This window comes from Clavibacter capsici (assembly GCF_001280205.1).
Lineage (GTDB): Bacteria > Actinomycetota > Actinomycetes > Actinomycetales > Microbacteriaceae > Clavibacter > Clavibacter capsici.
On sequence record NZ_CP012573.1, the window covers coordinates 1,632,561 to 1,649,799 of the forward strand.

15 protein-coding genes are annotated in these 17,239 nt (G+C 73.0%); 7 read left to right on the forward strand and 8 right to left on the reverse strand.

The annotated features are described in order from the left end of the window. Window positions 1-142: 142 nt before the first annotated feature. A complete protein-coding gene (locus tag AES38_RS07685; protein WP_053774472.1) occupies window positions 143-1,429 on the forward strand; it encodes a glycosyltransferase family 4 protein in 1,287 nt (428 codons plus the stop codon). After that, a complete protein-coding gene (locus AES38_RS07690; protein WP_053774473.1) occupies window positions 1,426-2,010 on the forward strand; it encodes an LbetaH domain-containing protein in 585 nt (194 codons plus the stop codon). The genes AES38_RS07685 and AES38_RS07690 overlap by 4 nt, the downstream gene beginning before the upstream one ends. A gap of 7 nt (window positions 2,011-2,017) precedes the next feature. Here the strand turns inward: AES38_RS07690 and AES38_RS07695 are convergent, their stop codons facing one another. After that, window positions 2,018-4,249 (reverse strand): glycosyltransferase, encoded by a 2,232-nt coding sequence (locus AES38_RS07695; protein WP_162232636.1) that lies wholly within the window; start codon window positions 4,247-4,249, stop codon window positions 2,018-2,020. 213 nt (window positions 4,250-4,462) lie between these two features. Beyond that, window positions 4,463-5,566, reverse strand: coding sequence for a glycosyltransferase (locus AES38_RS15830; RefSeq protein WP_162232637.1), 1,104 nt, complete (start codon window positions 5,564-5,566; stop codon window positions 4,463-4,465). Between the two features lie 440 nt (window positions 5,567-6,006). On the opposite strand from AES38_RS15830, the gene AES38_RS07705 reads away from it, so the two are divergent. The 3 genes from AES38_RS07705 to AES38_RS07715 are packed head-to-tail and all read left to right on the forward strand — an operon-like array spanning window position 6,007 to window position 9,307. Next, the gene (locus AES38_RS07705; RefSeq protein WP_053774476.1) at window positions 6,007-7,056 is read left to right on the forward strand and encodes a glycosyltransferase family protein; all 1,050 of its coding nucleotides are present in this window, start codon (window positions 6,007-6,009) and stop codon (window positions 7,054-7,056) included. After that, a complete protein-coding gene (locus AES38_RS07710; RefSeq protein ID WP_053774477.1) occupies window positions 7,053-8,291 on the forward strand; it encodes an oligosaccharide flippase family protein in 1,239 nt (412 codons plus the stop codon). Before AES38_RS07705 ends, AES38_RS07710 begins: the two co-directional genes overlap by 4 nt. Next, the gene (locus tag AES38_RS07715) at window positions 8,288-9,307 is read left to right on the forward strand and encodes a glycosyltransferase family 4 protein (RefSeq protein ID WP_053774478.1); all 1,020 of its coding nucleotides are present in this window, start codon (window positions 8,288-8,290) and stop codon (window positions 9,305-9,307) included. The genes AES38_RS07710 and AES38_RS07715 overlap by 4 nt, the downstream gene beginning before the upstream one ends. A gap of 141 nt (window positions 9,308-9,448) precedes the next feature. Here AES38_RS07715 and AES38_RS07720 read toward each other — a convergent pair whose 3' ends face one another. The 4 genes from AES38_RS07720 to AES38_RS07735 all read right to left on the reverse strand — a co-directional run bounded on the left by AES38_RS07720 (window position 9,449) and on the right by AES38_RS07735 (window position 13,217). After that, window positions 9,449-10,552, reverse strand: a complete 1,104-nt coding sequence (locus tag AES38_RS07720; protein WP_157883516.1) for an O-antigen ligase family protein — start codon at window positions 10,550-10,552, stop codon at window positions 9,449-9,451. 328 nt (window positions 10,553-10,880) lie between these two features. Further along, window positions 10,881-12,353, reverse strand: a complete 1,473-nt coding sequence (locus tag AES38_RS07725; RefSeq protein ID WP_167441206.1) for a sugar transferase — start codon at window positions 12,351-12,353, stop codon at window positions 10,881-10,883. A gap of 231 nt (window positions 12,354-12,584) precedes the next feature. Continuing rightward, entirely contained in the window at window positions 12,585-12,872 is a 288-nt protein-coding gene (locus tag AES38_RS07730) for a hypothetical protein (protein ID WP_053774481.1), read from the reverse strand. A 141-nt stretch (window positions 12,873-13,013) separates the two neighbouring features. Then, a complete protein-coding gene (locus tag AES38_RS07735) occupies window positions 13,014-13,217 on the reverse strand; it encodes a cold-shock protein (protein ID WP_012038298.1) in 204 nt (67 codons plus the stop codon). Window positions 13,218-13,474: 257 nt separating this feature from the next. Here AES38_RS07735 and AES38_RS07740 point away from each other — a divergent pair, with 257 nt between their 5' ends. Further along, window positions 13,475-15,145 carry a bifunctional 3'-5' exonuclease/DNA polymerase gene (locus AES38_RS07740; RefSeq protein ID WP_053774482.1) on the forward strand — a complete coding sequence of 557 codons (1,671 nt, stop codon included), beginning with the start codon at window positions 13,475-13,477 and terminating at the stop codon, window positions 15,143-15,145. Window positions 15,146-15,214: 69 nt separating this feature from the next. Here the strand turns inward: AES38_RS07740 and AES38_RS15835 are convergent, their stop codons facing one another. Beyond that, window positions 15,215-15,403, reverse strand: a complete 189-nt coding sequence (locus AES38_RS15835) for a hypothetical protein (protein WP_053774483.1) — start codon at window positions 15,401-15,403, stop codon at window positions 15,215-15,217. A gap of 107 nt (window positions 15,404-15,510) precedes the next feature. Between AES38_RS15835 and AES38_RS07750 the strand changes: the two genes are divergently transcribed. Then, entirely contained in the window at window positions 15,511-16,374 is an 864-nt protein-coding gene (locus AES38_RS07750) for a DUF1684 domain-containing protein (RefSeq protein WP_053774484.1), read from the forward strand. Between the two features lies 1 nt (window position 16,375). Here the strand turns inward: AES38_RS07750 and AES38_RS07755 are convergent, their stop codons facing one another. Beyond that, the gene (locus AES38_RS07755; RefSeq protein ID WP_053774485.1) at window positions 16,376-16,978 is read right to left on the reverse strand and encodes a PadR family transcriptional regulator; all 603 of its coding nucleotides are present in this window, start codon (window positions 16,976-16,978) and stop codon (window positions 16,376-16,378) included. Window positions 16,979-17,239: the final 261 nt, after the last annotated feature.

Consider the following 17,239-nt stretch of genomic DNA (forward strand, 5'->3'; position numbering starts at 1 on the left):
TGCGTGATGACGGCGGCGGGGCACGCGCCCGGCGCAGGCCGTCGCTCGAATCTAGCCTGCGGAGACCGCGTGGCGGCAATCGGGGTACGCACCCGCGCGGTGCGGGGACGACATCCGGCGGCCGAGGCGTCAGAATGGCCCCATGGGGGAACTGAGCACGACCGACGGCACGCGCACGCATGCGGCGCCGGACCTGGGGGGCCTGACGGTCTGCCTGGTCGGCATCAACTACTGGCCGGAGACCACGGGGATCGCGCCGTACACGACCGCGATGGCGGAGGCGCTCACGGACGCCGGGGCGACCGTGCACGTGATCACCGGCATCCCGCACTACCCGCAGTGGAAGCTGCAGGACCAGGCGTACGCCGAGGGCAGGCGGTGGGAGGAGATGCGCGACGGCGTCCGCATCACGCGCGTCCGGCACACCATCCCGGAGACGCCCGACCTCGCCGGCCGCGCCAAGCTCGAGGCCAGCTTCCTCCGCGGAGCGCTCCGCGAGGTGCGCCGCGACACGAGCGACATCGTCATCGCGGTGACGCCGTCCCTGGCCGGCCTCGCGGCGGGCGCGCTCGGCCACGGCCGACGCCCGTTCGGGGTGCTCGTGCAGGACCTCACGGGCAACGCGGCGGGCGAGTCCGGCACCACGGGCGGCCGCGCCTCCCGCCTCATCGCCTCGGGGGAGTACGCGCTGCTGCGTCGCGCCGACCGGATCGGCGTCATCACGCCCCGCTTCGGCGACCTGCTCGCCGGCCAGGGCATCGACGAGCGGTGCATCTCCGGCCTCCCGAACTTCACGCACATCACCCCGGTGGACGTCTCCACCACCGCCGCCCGCGCCCGGCTCGGCTGGACCCCCGACGCCTTCACGGTCGTGCACACCGGCAACATGGGCATGAAGCAGGGGCTCGAGTCGGTCGTCGAGGCGGCGCGCCTGTCGGACACGCGCGACCTCGGCATCGAGTTCGTGCTCGTCGGCGACGGCAACCAGCGCGCCGCGCTCGAGGAGCAGGGCGCGGGGATCCGCTCCCTCCGCTTCATCCCGCCGCTCGACGGCGACGACTACCCGTACGCGCTGGCCGCGGCCGACGCGCTCCTGCTCAACGAGAAGCCCGGCGTGCGCGAGATGAGCATGCCGTCGAAGCTCACCTCGTACACGAGCTCCAAGCGGCCCATCATCGCGGCCGTCGAGGAAGGCGGCATCACCGAGAGCGTCGTGCGCGAGCACGGCGCCGCGGCGATCATCCCGCCGGGGGATCCGGAGCGGCTGCTGCAGGCGGCGCAGGACCTGCGCTGCGACGCCGAGCGGGCCGCGCACCTCACCACGGCCGCCCAGCGGATGTTCCAGAACCGCTACTCGCCCGTGAGCGCCCACGCCCGCTATGTGCGCTTCGCGCAGGCGCTGGCGCTCGGCGCCGGGGTCCCCGCGTGACCGCGTCGCCCGAGGAGGCGACCGACGTCCCGGTCATCGACCTCTCCCGCGCACCCGGCGAGCACCAGGCGTGGGACCGGCCGAAGCGCACCGTGTACCTGTGGGCCGCCGTCGAGCTGCTGCTCGTGACGAACCCGTGGCAGATCAGCTCGTCGCTGCGCGTCCGTGCGCTGCGCGCGTTCGGCGCCGAGATCGGCGAGGGCGTGGTCTTCCGGCCGCGCACACGGGTCAAGTTCCCGTGGAAGCTCCGCATCGGCGACCGCTCCTGGATCGGCGAGGGAGTCTGGTTCCACAACCAGGACCTCATCACGGTCGGCCACGACGTCGTCCTCTCCCAGGAGACGATGCTGACCACGGGCAGCCACGCGCACCGCCGGGACATGGCCCTGCTCACGCGCCCCATCGTCATCGAGCCGGGAGCGTGGATCACCTCGCGCTGCCTGGTCCTCGGCGGCGCGCACGTGGGCCGCTCGGCGCTCGCCCGCCCGATGACCGTCGTCCAGGGCCGCGTGCCCGACGGCGCCATCGTCTCGGGTCCCGACGGCGCGGTGGTCGGCTCGCGCTTCGGCGACCGCTCCTGACCCCGAGTCAGACGGAGGGCGCGTCGTCCGGGAGCAGCGCCTGACGGAAGGTCGCTGCGAACGCCTCGGGCGTGTGCGCCAGGATCTCGGGCTCGTCGATGCGTGTCGCCGGCACCGCGGCGGAGATCGCCCGACGGAGCTCCGGGACGGTCACGCCCGTCGTCACGACCCCAGGCATCCCCCGGACGGACGGAGTGACGCCCGCGTGCTCCCCGACCACGACGCTGAGGCCCGCGGCGAGGGCCTCGTTGACCGTCAGGCCCCACACCTCCTGCAGCGCCGGGTGCACGAGCACGTCGTGGTCGGCGAAGAGCTCCGGGAGGCCGGACGTCGGCACGTACCCGGTGAAGCGGATCCGCGCACCCAGGCCTAGCCGGGCGACGAGGCCCTCGAGCGGCGCCCGATCCGGGCCCGTGCCGACGATGGTGAGCGTGCACCCCGCGAGCTCCGGCGCAGCCAGTGCCTCGATCAGGGACGGGACGTTCTTGCGGTGGATCAGCTGGCCGACGCACAGCAGGCGCCGGCCGACAGGTCCCACGGGGGAGCCGACGCGGGCGAGGACGGCGCGCGTGCGGGCGTGGATCCCCTCGACGTCCACCGCGTTGAACCCCAGGCGGATGCGCCGGGGATCGACGCCCTCGGCGACGAGCGCGTCGCGGGCCGCGACGCCCGGGACGACGATCTCGTCCATGCCCGCGAAGAACGCGCGCCGGATGCGGGCGATGGGGCCGCGCGTGTGCCGCTGCGAGAGCCGGTGCGACTCGTAGAAGCCCACACGCCGCACGCCGGCGATCTTCGCGGACCACGAGGCGACCCAGAAGGCGGGGGAGTCCCACCCGCCGATGAGGATGGCGTCCGTGCCCCGGAGGGCGGTCGGGCGGATCCACGCCGTCACGTAGTGGCGCGCCTCGCCGCGGCGGATCACCCGGCTCCGCAGGAACCGCATCGTGTACTCCGCCTGGCGGCCGCCCGCGGTCCAGTCGTCGCCGCGGTTGTTGTCGTCGCGTCGCAGCCGCGCGTCGGTCTCGAGGAGCCAGACCTCGAGGTCGGCATCCCGGGCGAGCGCGTCCCACACGGGGACGCGGTACGGCGGCGCCACGTTGGTCAGCCACACGATCGACGGGCGGGATCCGGCGTCCGTCCCCGCCTGGTACCGACGGAGGAGCGCGTCGGCCGTCGCGCGGATGGAGAAGGCCTCCGCGAGGGCCAGGCGCATGCCGCTGTCGAGCCGGTCGCGCAGGTCGCCGTCGGACAGGATCGCGCCGACGGCCCGCGCCAGGTCGTCGGGGGAGCCGTCGGTGACGAGGGCGGCCTCGCGGACGCGGAGCTCGTCGGAGATCCCGCAGTCCTCGGTCAGCACGACGGGCGTGCCGACGGAGAGCGCCTCGAGCACGGTCATCGGGAAGACCTCGCGGAGGCTCGGCAGCACGTAGACGGCCGCGCTGGCGAGCCGTCCCGTCACCTCGCCCGGGGCGAGGGGGCCGTCGTAGGAGAGCGGCACGTCGGGGTGCTCGGCCATGAACTCCCTCAGCGCCGGCAGGTCGCCCTCGTCGGGGCCCACGACCACGAAGCGCGCATCCGGATGCGCTCGGCTGACGAGCGCGGCCATCTCGGCGAACGCCATGACCCGCTTCCGCGGATGCAGGCGCGCCACGAACAGGACCTCCTGGCCGCGGTCGTCGCCGACGACCGGCGGGGCGTCACCCCGCTCCTCGATGCCGTTGCGGATCCGGGAGACCGCGGCGCCCGGGAACTGCTCCCGCAGCCCGCGCTCCTCCTCGTCGGTCAGCGCCAGCACGGCGGCGGCGCCGGCGATGGCGCGGGCCGTCATGGTGCGGTCCACGAGCATGGGCAGGGCCCCGCCCGGCATCACCATGCCGTGCGTCTGCATGACGTAGCGGACGCCGAGGCGACGGGCCGTGAGCGCCACCTCGAGGTCGAGCAGGTGGCGGCCGGCGTGCACGTGCAGCACGTCGACGCCGGGCGCGTTCTCAGCCAGCCAGGACAGCGCACCGCGGGAGCGCAGGCCGCTGAAGCCGAGGCCGGGGAGGCGCTGGACGCGGGCGAGCACGACCCGGACCCCCGGGATCCGGAGCTCGGCGACCCCGTCCCATCCCGCGAGGAGGACGACGTCGTGTCCGCGCCGCGCCAGCTCGCGCGCCTGCGCGACCGCCACCGCGACGGGTCCGCCGAACGCGCCGTCCGCGGAGACGTACGAGACGAACTGCACGATCCTCATCGCCCGGACCCCCGGGTCACGCGACGACGTCCGTGGCTGTCCTCGGGTACGACGGTGACCGGTAGGTCCCGCGCACGGGCGTCGTCCTGCTCCACTGCTCTCCCTCATGACGGACCCGCGGCGGCCCCGTCCTCGGGCGGGACGGCGGGAACCGCGCGGTGACTGAAGTGTAGGTGGGCGGGGCTTCCCCGCCCTGGCCCTCTCCCGGGTGCGCTACCGCTCGTCGAGCGCGTCCAGGATCGTGGCGCTGATGGTGTGGGCCGCCGCCTCGATCGTGGGGTGCTCGGCGGGCGGCGCCTCCGTGCGCTCGGCGCCGTCCGTCCAGGCGCGGGCGTAGGCCTCCGGCGTCGCGGGCACCTCGACGACGTCGATGCCGGGCCGGAGGTACTCGACCTCCGGACCGTGCTCCGCGCCCGACGTCGTGACGATCCCGAGGCCCATCACCAGGGCGTCCACGGCGACGAGCCCGACCCGGCCCGGGTTCACGAGCGTGCGCGACATGGTGGCGGCCGCCGCGTAGTCCGCGGGTCCCGACTGGCCGAGGAGCACGACGCGCCCCGTGTCGCGGGCCAGCTCCTCCACGAGCGCCCGCGACTCCCCGTCGCCGGCGACCACGAGCCACTGCGATGGATCCGCGGCGAACACGATCCGCGCGGCGTCCACCAGGAGGTCGACGGCCTTGAAGCGGTTCAGCGCGCCGAGGTACAGCGAGACGCGCGCATCGTCGGGGATGCCGTGGCGCTCCCGGAACGCGGTCAGGTCCGCGGGCGTGACCTCGTCCATCGCGCGCTGCAGCCGCGACGTGTCGGTCGAGTTGCGGAACGCCGCCACCTGGTCGTCGCGCAGGCGCGTGGACGCGAGCACGTGGCGTCGCCCCCGCTCGGTGTAGGTCAGCGCCCGCGTCGCACGGGAGTTCAGGAGGTTCTCCGCTGCATCGGCGAGCGGCGAGCGGGTCGTCGTGTCCGAGACCCCGTGACCGAGCGTGATGTACGGCCGCCGCAACCCGGCGCGCAGCCAGGCGTTGAGGTTCGTGCCCTGCATCTCGGTCACCAGCAGCGCGTCGCGTCCTCGCCAGGTGCGCGGGAGCCGACGGAACACGAACTTCGGGATGGAGCGCACGGGTCGCAGCGTGCATGCGGCGACGCGGCTCGCCCACCCGGGCTGGATGCCGTCGCCCCGGGCCGCGATGTCGCGCTCCTGCTCGCGGTCGCCGCCGTAGAACACGCGGCAGTCCACCTCGGCTGCGCGGAGCTCCTCGATGACCAGCGACCACAGCCGCTCGCGGTACCCCGGGATGTACGGCTGGGTGATCGCCACCCGGCGGTTCACGGCGCGCTCCCGGTCGTGGCGGCGTCGTTCGTGGATGTGGCGTCTCGCATCATTCCCCCCAGATGACGATCCGGGGAGCATCTCCTGCGACGACATCCCCCGATGCCGCCCGGCTGACCATGGCCGGTACCTGTACCCGTCCCCTGGCGCAACCGCCCCCTCACTCAGGCTAGTACCGGGATCCGCCTCCGTGCAGCCCGCGCCGGAGCACGACGTCGAGCGGACGGGCGTCACGACGCGGTCCGCCATACTGGTCTCGTCGTGCGGTCGGACCGCGCGGCCGACGTCGGAAGGGGACGGAGTCGCATGGGGGAGTGGGGATGCCCGGCGCTGCCGTCGGGACGCGATCGCGGGCGCACGGCGACCCCCGCGCGGGGTCGGCGCGCATGAGCGCCGCTCCATCAGGACCCGCCGCCGGTGATGCCCCCGTGGTCGTCCTCGAGGGCAACGGCGACGGCCACCGCTTCTACTACGTCCGCCTCCTCGCGGAGGCGATCGTCGCCGAGGGCCGGCGTGCCGTCCTCGTGACCAGGGCCGGGGAGAGGGACAGCCCCCAGGCCGCCGAGTTCCTCGACGGGCTCCCGTCGGGCTTCTCCGTCGTGGAGGTGCCCCGCGCCGACGTGGCATCCGCGACCCGCGTGGCCCGCAGCACGGGAGCGCACCGCATCGTGATCCCGGACGGCGACCTCCACCTGGTGCACCTGCTGACGCGGCGCGGGCGTCGCCTCCCGCACGTCACCGCGCTCGTGATGCGCGAGCCGGTCGTGGGGCGCGGACAGGCCCCCAAGGCGCTCGCGCGTCAGGCGATGAAGCTCGCCACCATGACGCTGGCCGCCCTCCGCCCGTCCACGAGGATCACGGTCCTCAAGTCGTCCGTGTGGGCCGGTCGCTCCCGCTTCCCCGTCGCCCAGGATCCCGTCACGCTGGCGGCCGGGCCGCAGGACGTCGCCGGCGTCCGGGCGGGTTGGGATCTCGAGCCCGACCGCCGGTGGTTCGCCGTCGTCGGCGCGATCTCCTCCCGCAAGAACCTGCCGCTGGTCGCCGAGGCGTTCGCGCGCGTCGCCGGCGACGGCACGGGGCTCCTCGTCGGCGGCCGGATCGTCGAGGACCAGCTCGCCGAGGCGGAGCCCCACCTGGCCGAGGCGCGCCGACGCGGCGCGCACGTGGTGGTGGTCGACCGCATGCTCGAGGACGTGGAGCTCGACGCCGCGATCGCCGCCGTGGACTGCGTCGTCCTCGCGCACTCCAACGAGGGCCCGAGCGGCATCCTCGGCAAGGCCGTCGTGTCGGGCACGCGCCTGATCGTGTCCGGGGCATCGAGCCTCCGTCGTGACGCGCAGGCCATCCCGGACCACGCGACCTGGACGCCCCTCGAGGTTGGCGCGTTGGCGGACGCCATGGAACACGCCGTCGCGGCGGTCGGTCCGGCCCCCGTCCCCGACATGGGCACCGCCCGCTTCACGTCGGCGCTCCTGTGACGGACGCCACCCCCGCGCCCTCCGGCGGGCTCGGCCGCCAGGCCACGTTCCTCGCGGGCGCCACCGCCGGTGCGCAGGTCCTCACCGCGCTCATCTACCTGTTCGCGGCGCGCGTCAGCGGCCCCACCGACTTCGGTCAGGTCGTGACGGCCATCGCCATCGCCACGAGCGCCGTGGGCATCCTCGACTTCGGTACCAACTCGCTCTGGATCCGGGAGACGGCGAAGGGTGCCCTGCCCACGCGCGACCTCGCACGCCGCGCCCTGGCCAAGGTCCTCATCGCCATGGCGGCCTTCGCCGTGGGCGGCGTGCTCCTGTACCTCCTCTCGCCGAACCCCTGGCTGTGGACGGCCGCTCCCATCGCCATGTTCCTGCTGGTCTCGCAGACGGCGCAGGTCCCGCTCCGCGCCCACTCGCGCATCGGCGTCGTCGCGCTGTCCCTCATCGTCGACCGCGTGGTGGGCCTGCTCGTGCTGTTCGCCGGCGTCCTCATCGGGGCGGACGGCGCCGCATCCCTGTGGCTGGCGCTCGTCTGCGGCTCGATCGGCGGCACGCTCTTCCTCGTGGGCTTCATCCCGCAGCGCTCGCGGCTCCTGGTGTCGCCCGATCTCCGCCGCTCACCCTGGCGCGGCTCGGGCTTCTACGGGCTGAGCTCAATGGCCGCCACATCGCAGGTCCTCGACGTGGCGATCATGTCGGCCGTGGCCGGCCCAGCCGCCGCGGGCATCTACGGCGCGGTCAACAGATGGACGCAGCCGATGGGCCTCGCGGTATCCGCCTTCGCCTCGGCAGCGGTCCCGGTCGTCGCACGTGCGCAGTCCTGGAGCGCTGCCTGGCCGCACGTGAAGAAGGCGCTTTGGCTCCCCGCCATGGCGTTGGTGGCGTGCGTGGTCGTCATCATCGGCGCCCCGATCTTCGTTGACGTGCTCGTCGGCGACGCCTACGCCGAGTCGGCAACGGTGCTCCGCGTCCTGGCCTTCGGGACCCTGTTCGCGATCGCGAACCAGCCCCTCGCCGTCTTCCTGCAGAGCCTCGGACGGGACCGCGCCGTCTCGTTCGTCACGCTCTCCCTGGTCGCCGTGCAGCTCGTCCTCGTCGCCGTCCTGGCCTCGATGTACGGCTCGGTGGGCGCCGCCTTCGCGTTCGTCGTCTCGCAGGCCTGCATGCTCGTCCTGCTGCTCATGCTGACCCGCGGCGGCGCGAAGCGGACCCGCGGTTACGGAGGCCGATCGTGAACATCTTGCAGCTGCTGCTCCGTCCTCAGATCGGCGGAGCCGAGACCTTGGCGGCGGCGCTCGCCACCGAGTGGGAGCGTCTCGGCCACACGGGCGAGGTGGTCTACCTCGATCCGCCCGACGCGTCGACAGGCAGGATCGCCCGCATCGCCAGGCTGCGACGGATGATCCGCGAGATGCGCCCGGACCTCGTGGTCAGCCATTCCGCTCTTCCAAACCTCTACGCGAGCTTCGTCGCTCCGCGGCGCACACCTCTGCTGACGGTCCTGCACAGCGCGACGGACGACTTCGCGTCCCGACTGCTGAGGGCCGCGGAGTCGCGGAGCCGGAGCCGTGCACGGACCGTCATCGCCGTGAGTCGTAAGCAGGTGGACGAGTACACGGCGCACTTCCCCGGACGCGCGCGGCCGGTCCTCATCCCCAACGGCGTCAGCGACGACCTGCCGCGCAAGGCCGACAGGCCCGACAGGCCGACCCGGGTGATCACCATGGCCCGTGTGGCGAGCCAGAAGGAGCCCGAGCTGTGGTTGCAGGTCGTGGACGCGTTCGCGTCGATCGATCCGGACTTGCGCTTCTCGTGGGCGGGGCCGATCCTCGAGTCCGACGCCCGCGTCGCCCGGTTCCTGTCCGACGCACGCTCCCGAGGGCTGTCCCACCTCCTCCTCGGACCGTCGGCGGACGTCGGGACCGATCTCGCCGCCGCTGATCTCTACTTCCACCCGTCGAGCCGCGAGGCCCACAGCATCGGCGTGCTCGAGGCGGCGGCGGTCGGACTGCCCGTTGTCTGCAGCACGGACGTGGCCGCGACCCTGCCGAGCTTCATGTCCGTCGAGACGTTCAGCCCGGGAGACCATGCCTCCGCGCAGGCTGCGCTCCGGCGTGCGGTCGAGGACTATCCGAAGGCCCTTCGCGAGGCGAGTGCGATCGCCGAGCGTGTCCGTGCCGAGTTCAGCATCACGGCCACGGCCCGCGCGTACCTGGACGTCTCAGGCTCCGCAGCCTTCCCGGAGCGCTAGGCGGATTGACGGAGCCGTCCGGACCCCCGGATGACGCTCACCTCGGCTACTCGAGGCGTCTGACCACGTCTCCGTCGGATCCCGGACCACGACCGCGACGTCGAGAGGCCGCCGCGCTGGTGGTCGGGACCTTGCTGCCGGTCAGCGCATCCGCGCGCGCTGGCTCCCCGGCACAGCCGGCGACGACGGGCTAGGGATCTGGGGCGATCGAATCGTCTGCTCCGTCAGCTCCGGCGACACGGGATCCGGCGACGTCTCACCTCGCGCGTTCAGCATCATCAACACCAGCGGCAGGAGGGCCGGGATCAGGTAGAGACGGCCGGGAGCGCTCGTCACCTCCGTGATGCCGCCTGCCAGCCACACGACGGCGAACCCGAGGCCGACGATCTTCGCATCCGGCGTCGCCCGGCGGGCACACAGCACCACCGCCCCGATGAGCGCCAGCGCGCCGAGCAGACCCGTCGAGAGGACGACCTCGAGGGCGAGGTTGTGCGTGCTGTAGTTGGCGAGCAGCGCGGTCGTCGGGGGCTGCCGGACCCAGAACGTCGATCCGACCCCGAGGAGGGGGTTCTCGAGGATGATCTCCTGTGCTCGGATCCAGAGCACCCCGCGGTCGGTGAAGGCGTCCGGGCTCCAAGGGGCGACGGCGACCCCGGCGACGATCAGTGCGGTCACGCTCGTGACCGCGCTGACGAGGCGGATGCGCACGCGGGTGCGCATCCTCTCGGTCGTGCGGATGAGGAGGGCGGCGACGGCCGCGAAGATCCAGATGATCAGAGCGGAGCGGCTGCTGCACAGATCCACGAGCAGACCGGAGCAGACCACCGCGATGATCGCCCATGCATTCCTCTTGGCGATCAACACGATGGGGAAGACGAGCACCGCGATCGCGACACCGAGCGCGTTGCCGGAGCCCAGCTCCCCGAGCTGCTGGCCCCAGAGCGAGCACTTGTCCAGCCGGCAGGCGCCGATGATCGCTCCGCTGGCCCCATAGAACGCGGTGAGCAACACGATCCCCTTGAGCGAATGCACCGCCGCGAGGATGAGCAGGCGCACGTCCATGGGTTCGCGGTCCACCGCCAGTGCGGGCAAGAAGGCGAAGGCGGCCACGAACGGGGTCGGCGAGCTCTCGCTGGAGGCGAAGGCGATCGGTATGCAGATCGCAAGCAGGAGGAGCAGATGACCCCCGTAGAGCTTCCCCCGCACGAGGCTGCGGATGCCGATCACCGCACCGAGGACGAGCATGGGGACGTACCTGACGAGCGAGAGCAGCTCGTTCACGGAGCCCGTGCCGTCCTGGGTGAGCTCGGTCACGCGAAGGAGACCCGGTAAGCCGAAGCCCGCGACGACCCAGAGGTAGTAGGGCGACTTCCAGGCACCGCGCAGGCGTGGCCCGGAGGTGGGGACGAGGAGCAGGAGAAGAGCTGAGGCGAGGAGGACGAGCTGTGCCATCAGCGGACTCGCCATTCAATGCCGGCACCGCGGCCCTGGATCTGGCCACGCGGGCGGGCGGAGATGACGCGAGCTCCCGCCGCTCGCTCGAGCCATGCCGCGGAGCGGCTCCGGTCGTCCATCAGTACGCCCCCTCGCGTCGCAGCACGGCCCGTGCCGTCTTCCACAGGATGACCAGGTCGCCCACGATCGACCAGTTCTCCACGTAGTACAGGTCGAGTCGCACGCTGTCCTCCCACGAGAGGTTCGAGCGGCCGCTCACCTGCCAGAGCCCGGTGATGCCGGGCTTCACGAGGAAGCGCCGGTGCACCTTCGACTCGTACGACTCGACCTCGCGGGCGAGCGGCGGGCGCGGACCCACGAGCGACATGCTGCCGTTGAGCACGTTCACGAGCTGCATGAGCTCGTCGAGGCTGTAGCGACGCAGGAAGCGCCCGACCGGGGTCACGCGCGGATCGTCCTTCATCTTGAACAGCACGGAGTTGCCGGCGTCCCGCGCCTCCTCCTGGAGCTCCCGGAGGCGCGACTCGGCGTCCGTCACCATCGTGCGGAACTTGAGCATCTGGAACGGGCGGCCGTTGATGCCGACGCGCTCCTGGCGGAACAGCACCGGACCCGACGTGCTGAGGCGGATGGCCAGGGCGATCGCGAGGAGCAGGGGAGAGGCGAGGACGAGGATCACCACGCTCGCCAGGAGGTCGAAGGCGCGCTTCGCGAACAGCTTGGTGCCCTCGTAGCGCGGCGTCTCCACGTGGATCAGCGGCAGGCCGGCCACGGGCCGCGTGTGGATGCGGGGACCGCCGATGTCGGTGAGGCTGGGGGCGACGACGAGGTGCTGACGGCCGGGCTCGAGCGACCAGCTCAGCTCGCGGATCCGCTCGGCCGAGAGCTCGTCGTTGCTCGCGATGACGATCGTGTCCGCGTCCACGGCGCGCATGGCGGCCTGGAGGTCGTCGAGCTTGCCGAGCACGGGGATCCCGGTGCCGGGCAGCGTCGCGGCGATGACGCCGGACGGGATGCACGCCCCGACCACGAGGTAGCCGGCGTACGGCTGCCGTGCCAGTTCCCGGGCGAGGAAGCCGGTGGAGGCCTCGGATCCGATGAGGAGGACCCGGGAGGAGTAGCGGCCCTTGGTGCGCTGCACGTTGAGCCACTGCCGCCACATCCAGCGGCTCAGCACGAGCGTCACCAGTCCGAGCGGCAGCGCGATGATGATGTAGCCGCGCGCGAACTCGATCCGGCCGAGGAACGCGACGATGGCGACGAGCCCGAACAGGCGTACGGTCGCGCTGAGGATGAGGCGGTACTCCTGGGGCCCGGTGCCGAGGACGCGGTAGCTGCGCGTGCCGTGGAGGCCGAGAGCGAGCATCCAGCTGGCGATGATGACGAGCGAGATGAGCGAGTAGCTGACGGTGACGCCCTCGACGTCGCCGTTGAAGGCGACGTCCGAGGTGGAGACCCCGAACCAGGCGATCTGCACGCCGAAGACGACCCAGATGAGGACGAGGAGGTCGGTGATCACGAGGCCGAAGGCGTAGGTGCGGCGCCACTCGTGCGCCCGGGAGTGGGTGCGCTCGGTCTCCGGCCCCGACATCCTGCCGGATGCGTCTGCGCCGCTGCCGCGCATGCGTCCTCGTGGAGCCGATGCGGCCCGTGCGTCGTCGTGCGTCGCCTGCTGTTCGATCATCGTCCCCCCAAGCCGATGGTGCGTCCCCCAGAGTCACCGTCGGCTCTCGGACACGAGACTACAGGCGTTCCTGCCGATCCCCGGCGGCACGGCCTCCGGGGGACGTCGAGGCACCCGCAGCGGACAGCCGGTGGGGGCTCAGACGCGGATCCAGGCGCCGCCGTCCCTCCGGGTGATGGTTGTGCGCTCCACGTCGAGGAGCTGGGCGGTGCGGGCGCGCACCTGGCCGGCGACGCGTTCGGCAGCCGGGTCGTCCTCCGCCGTGAACCGCACGGTGAGCCGGGGCTCCCCGCGGACCACCTGGAGGTCGTTCGCCTCGAGCGTCGCGACCCGGGACGCCTCGGCGGCGGCAGCGGGGAGGACCTCGGTGGGATCGACGCCGGGTCGGAGGCGACCGACGGTCATCGTGATGCGGTAGGAGGGCACGGTCCATGCTCCCGCACGCGGGGCGTGGCGTGGCGTGGCGTGGCGTGGCGTGGCGTTAAATGGAAGACGGCCCCGACCACATGGTCGGAGCCGTCCTCGGAAGCTCAGCGTGCGTCGCTCACCAGTGGTGAGCGGGTGGCGTTAGAGCGGGCGGATGTTCTCAGCCTGGGGACCCTTGGGGCCCTGGGCGACCTCGAACTCCACCTTCTGGTTCTCGTCGAGCGACTTGTAGCCGCCCGTCGCGATCGCGGAGTAGTGAGCGAACACATCCGCGGTTCCGTTGTCGGGAGCGATGAAGCCGAAGCCCTTTTCAGCGTTGAACCACTTGACGGTGCCTGTTGCCATGACGAAATTTCCTTCAAAAGAGATGCATCGATCCCGGGACCCGGGACCGCGGGCCGTCTGCTCCTCGTGATCCCTCCGGCGGACCGGGCGGATCGTCTGGACCTGACGACTTGTGAGCAACCCTAGCGGGTGAATGACGCGCGATGGGGGATGCGGGGAGATTCGCCCCCGGTGTTTCCCTGCATGACGCCCTGGGGAGGAGCCGCTCCGCGGCCGACCCGCCCTTCGGCGTCGGACGATGGCGGGATGATGAGGTCATGCACATCCTGGTCGCGAGGACGCCCGCTGGCGTGCGGCTCGTCGACCTCGACGCGGGAGGCGCGGTCTCCCGCGTGCAGGACGTCGCGTCCAAGGAGTGGCCCGCGGTCGCCGCCGCCCGCGAGCGCGTCACTCCGTCGCCCCGATGGGTGTGGGACGACACCGCAGTCTGGGCGCGCCCCCTCCTCGCGGCGGGCGTCCGCGTCGCACGGTGCCACGACCTCCGCCTCTGCCACGCGATACTGCGCCTGTCGACCGCGGCGGCCGACAGCGCCCTCGCCCGCGGGCCGCTCGGCCCGTGGGATCGCCCCGCACCGGTGGAGCGCGACCGGACCGCGGGCGCCACCCTCTTCGACGACCTCGACGCGCCGGAGGGACGCTCGCCGGACGAGCTCGTGGCCGAGTTCCGCCTGCAGCTCGAGGCGGTGGCGGGCAGCGCCGCGCCTGGCCGCCTGCGCCTCCTCCTCGCCGCCGAGTCCGCCGGCGCCCTCGTCGCCGCCGAGATGTCGGCCGACGGCCTGCCCTGGGACACCGCCGTGCACGACGCGCTCCTCGTCGACCTGCTCGGCGGCCGGCCTGCGCACGGCGGGGCACCGCCGGCCCTCGTCGCGCTCGCGGCGCGCATCCGGGAGATCCTGCGCGCCCCCGAGCTCAACGTCGACAGCCCGCCGGACGTGCTGCGCGCCCTGCGGCGCGCCGGCATCGACGCCACGAGCACGCGGCAGTGGGAGCTGCAGGAGATCGACCACCCGGTCATCGCGCCGCTCCTGGAGCACAAGAAGCTGTCGCGGCTCCTCACCGCCAACGGCTGGACCTGGATGGAGTCGTGGATCCGCGACGGCCGCTTCCACCCCGAGTACGTGCCGGGCGGCGTCGTCACCGGCCGCTGGGCGGCGAGCGGCGGGGGCGCGCTGCAGCTCCCGCGACAGATCCGGTCGGCCGTGCGCGCCGATCCCGGGTGGAGGCTCGTGGTCGCCGACGCGGCGCAGCTCGAGCCGCGCGTCCTTGCCGCCCTGGCGGAGGACCGCGCCATGGCGGACGCGGGCCGGGGCACCGACCTCTACCAGGGCCTCGTCGACGCCGGCGTCGTGGACACCCGTGCGCACGCCAAGGTCGCGATGCTCGGCGCCATGTACGGAGCGACCTCGGGGGAGAGCGGGCGGCTGATGCCGCGCCTCGTCCGCGCGTATCCCCGCGCCACGGGCTACGTCGAGCAGGCGGCGCGCGCGGGAGAGAGCGGCGGCGTGGTCAGCACGCGCCTGGGGCGGTCGTCCCCGCCTCCCGGTGACGCGTGGCGCGACGTGCAGCAGACCGGCCGCGCGGGCGAGGCCTCGGCCGCCGACGCGGCGCGGGCGCGCACCTCCGCGCGCGACCAGGGGCGCTTCACCCGCAACTTCGTCGTCCAGGGCAGCGCCGCCGAGTGGGCCCTCTGCTGGCTGGCCGGGCTGCGACGTCGGCTCGCCGCCATGGAGCGCCCCGGCTCGCGTCCGCACCTCGTGTTCTTCCTGCACGACGAGGTCATGGTCCATGCGCCCGACGACCGCGTCGACGAGGTCCGCGTCGCGGTCGCCGACGCCGCCGCGGAGGCCGGGCGCCTCCTCTTCGGCGACGCGCCCGTCGACTTCCCCGTCACGATCGCGGTGGTCGACGACTACGCCCAGGCGAAGTGACACGCACCCGGACATGACGACGCCCGGCCCCCTAGGGGGCCGGGCGTCGCGGTGCGTCGTGGGGGAGGATCAGCCGCCGGAGGCGACGTCGCCGTCGTGGTCGTCGCCCTCGCCCGTGTTGCTGCCCGAGCCGTCCGGGGTCGACCCGTCCGAGCCGCTCTCCGTCGTGACCGAGGACGAGGACTGCTCGACGTGCTCCTCGGTGTGCGTCGTCGTGCCGTCGTCGTCGGTCGAGGTGCTCTCGTGATCTGTGCTCATGGACCGACCGTACGCCCGCCGTGCTCTGCGGGGAACCCCGCCCGCCGTCGGGCACGCACCGCTGCCGCCGACTTGGCCGGGGCCGCGCCTCCGGCGAGGATGGGGGCATGACCGATCCCGCCGGCACCGCCGCGTCCGCCGCACCCGCTCCCACCGATCCCGCGGAGGTGCTCGCGGTCTACCGCTCCCGCCGCGAGCAGATGGTGGTCCTGCCCCAGGGCAACCTGGCGCTCGTCAACACGCAGTGGATCTCGCACGACGCCGACCCGCAGCCCGTGTACGGCATCCCGGGCACCTGGTCGCCCCTCGAGCCCGGGGTCTCCGGCCTGCGTGTCCGCGCGTCCGCCGCGGACGGCCTGCACGTCGACGGCGTCCTGGTCGACGGTGAAGCCGTCGTGCGCGGCCGCGACGACCCGCAGCCGTCGTCGGTCGTCGCCAGCGACACGGTGTCGGCGTTCGTCATCGCCAGCGAGGAGGGCACGTACGCGCTCCGGGTCTGGGACGCGCAGTCCGAGGCGATCCGCGACTTCGGCGGCATCGACGCCTTCCCCTACTCCGAGGAGTGGGTCGTGAAGGCGGACTTCACACCCATCGAGGGCGGGCGCGCGATGGGCTTCGAGCACCTCAAGGACGACGGCGCCACCAAGGACAAGATCGTGCCCGGCGAGATCACCTTCACGAAGGACGGGGTCGACTACTCGCTCGCCGCCTTCCGCGAGGGCCGCGCGCTCCTGCTGGTGTTCTCGGACGCGACGAGCGGCGAGTCCACCTACGGGGTCGGGCGGTTCCTCATGGTCGCGCCGTCGCCCGACGGCACCATCACGCTGGACTTCAACCGCGCCTACCTGCCGCCGTGCGCATTCAGCTACAACTTCAACTGCCCCATGCCGCCCAAGCAGAACCGCTTCGCGGTGCCCATCGAGGCAGGGGAGAAGAACGTGCTCGCCAAGGGCGGCGGGCTGCTGCACTAGGTCAGCCGCCGATCCCCTCCGGACGTCTGGACGGCCTCCCGCGCCGTGGTGCCTCCGCCAGCCCCGCGGGCCGATCTCCCGATGCGCGAGCCGCGCCGATGCGGCTCTCCGCGGCGTCGAGCCAGGCCAGCCGGGCGGCGACCTGCGCCTCCTGCGCCTCGAGGGCCAGCACCCGCGCCAGGTGCCCGCCGTCCTCGCGCGCCTCGAGGTCCTCGCGGTCCCGGGCGAGCGATCGGGCCTCCGCGCGCGAGCTCGCCCGCTGGATCCGCACCACCTCGCGCGCGTCGGCCTCGGGCAGCGAGAGCGCGAGCGTCACCTTGACCAGCAGCTCGTCGCGCGCCGCGACGCCGTCGACGCTCTCGGCGAGCCACGCGTCGACCGCGGACCGCCCCGCAGCCGTGATCGTGTACGGCACGTGCCCGGCATCGTCCGTAACGCCCTTGACCACGAGCCCGTCGCGCTCGAGCCGGTCGAGCGTGTTGTAGATCTGCCCGACGTTCAACGGCACCGAGGTCCCCGTCCGCCGCGCGAACTCGGTCCGCAGCTGGTAGCCGTAGCAGGTGCCCTCGGTGAGCACGGCCAGCAGCGCGTTTCGCACCGACATGCCGCCTTCGTCTCCCGGCCCCGGCGGGCCGACACCTGGAGCCTAGGCATTCCCGGCATGCACCCGGTGGGGACCCGCCGCGACCGCCGAAGCGCGGGGGAGCGGGACGCCCGGCGCGTCGTGGCGGCGATGTTGCCGATGCACAGGATCACCCGCCATGATGGGACCCGTCGGCGCTCGCGCCGGCCGCACCGGCAGGTGTGGAGCTCGTCCATCGCACGCAGATCGTTGGGGAAGACGCATCTGATCGGATGGAGGAGA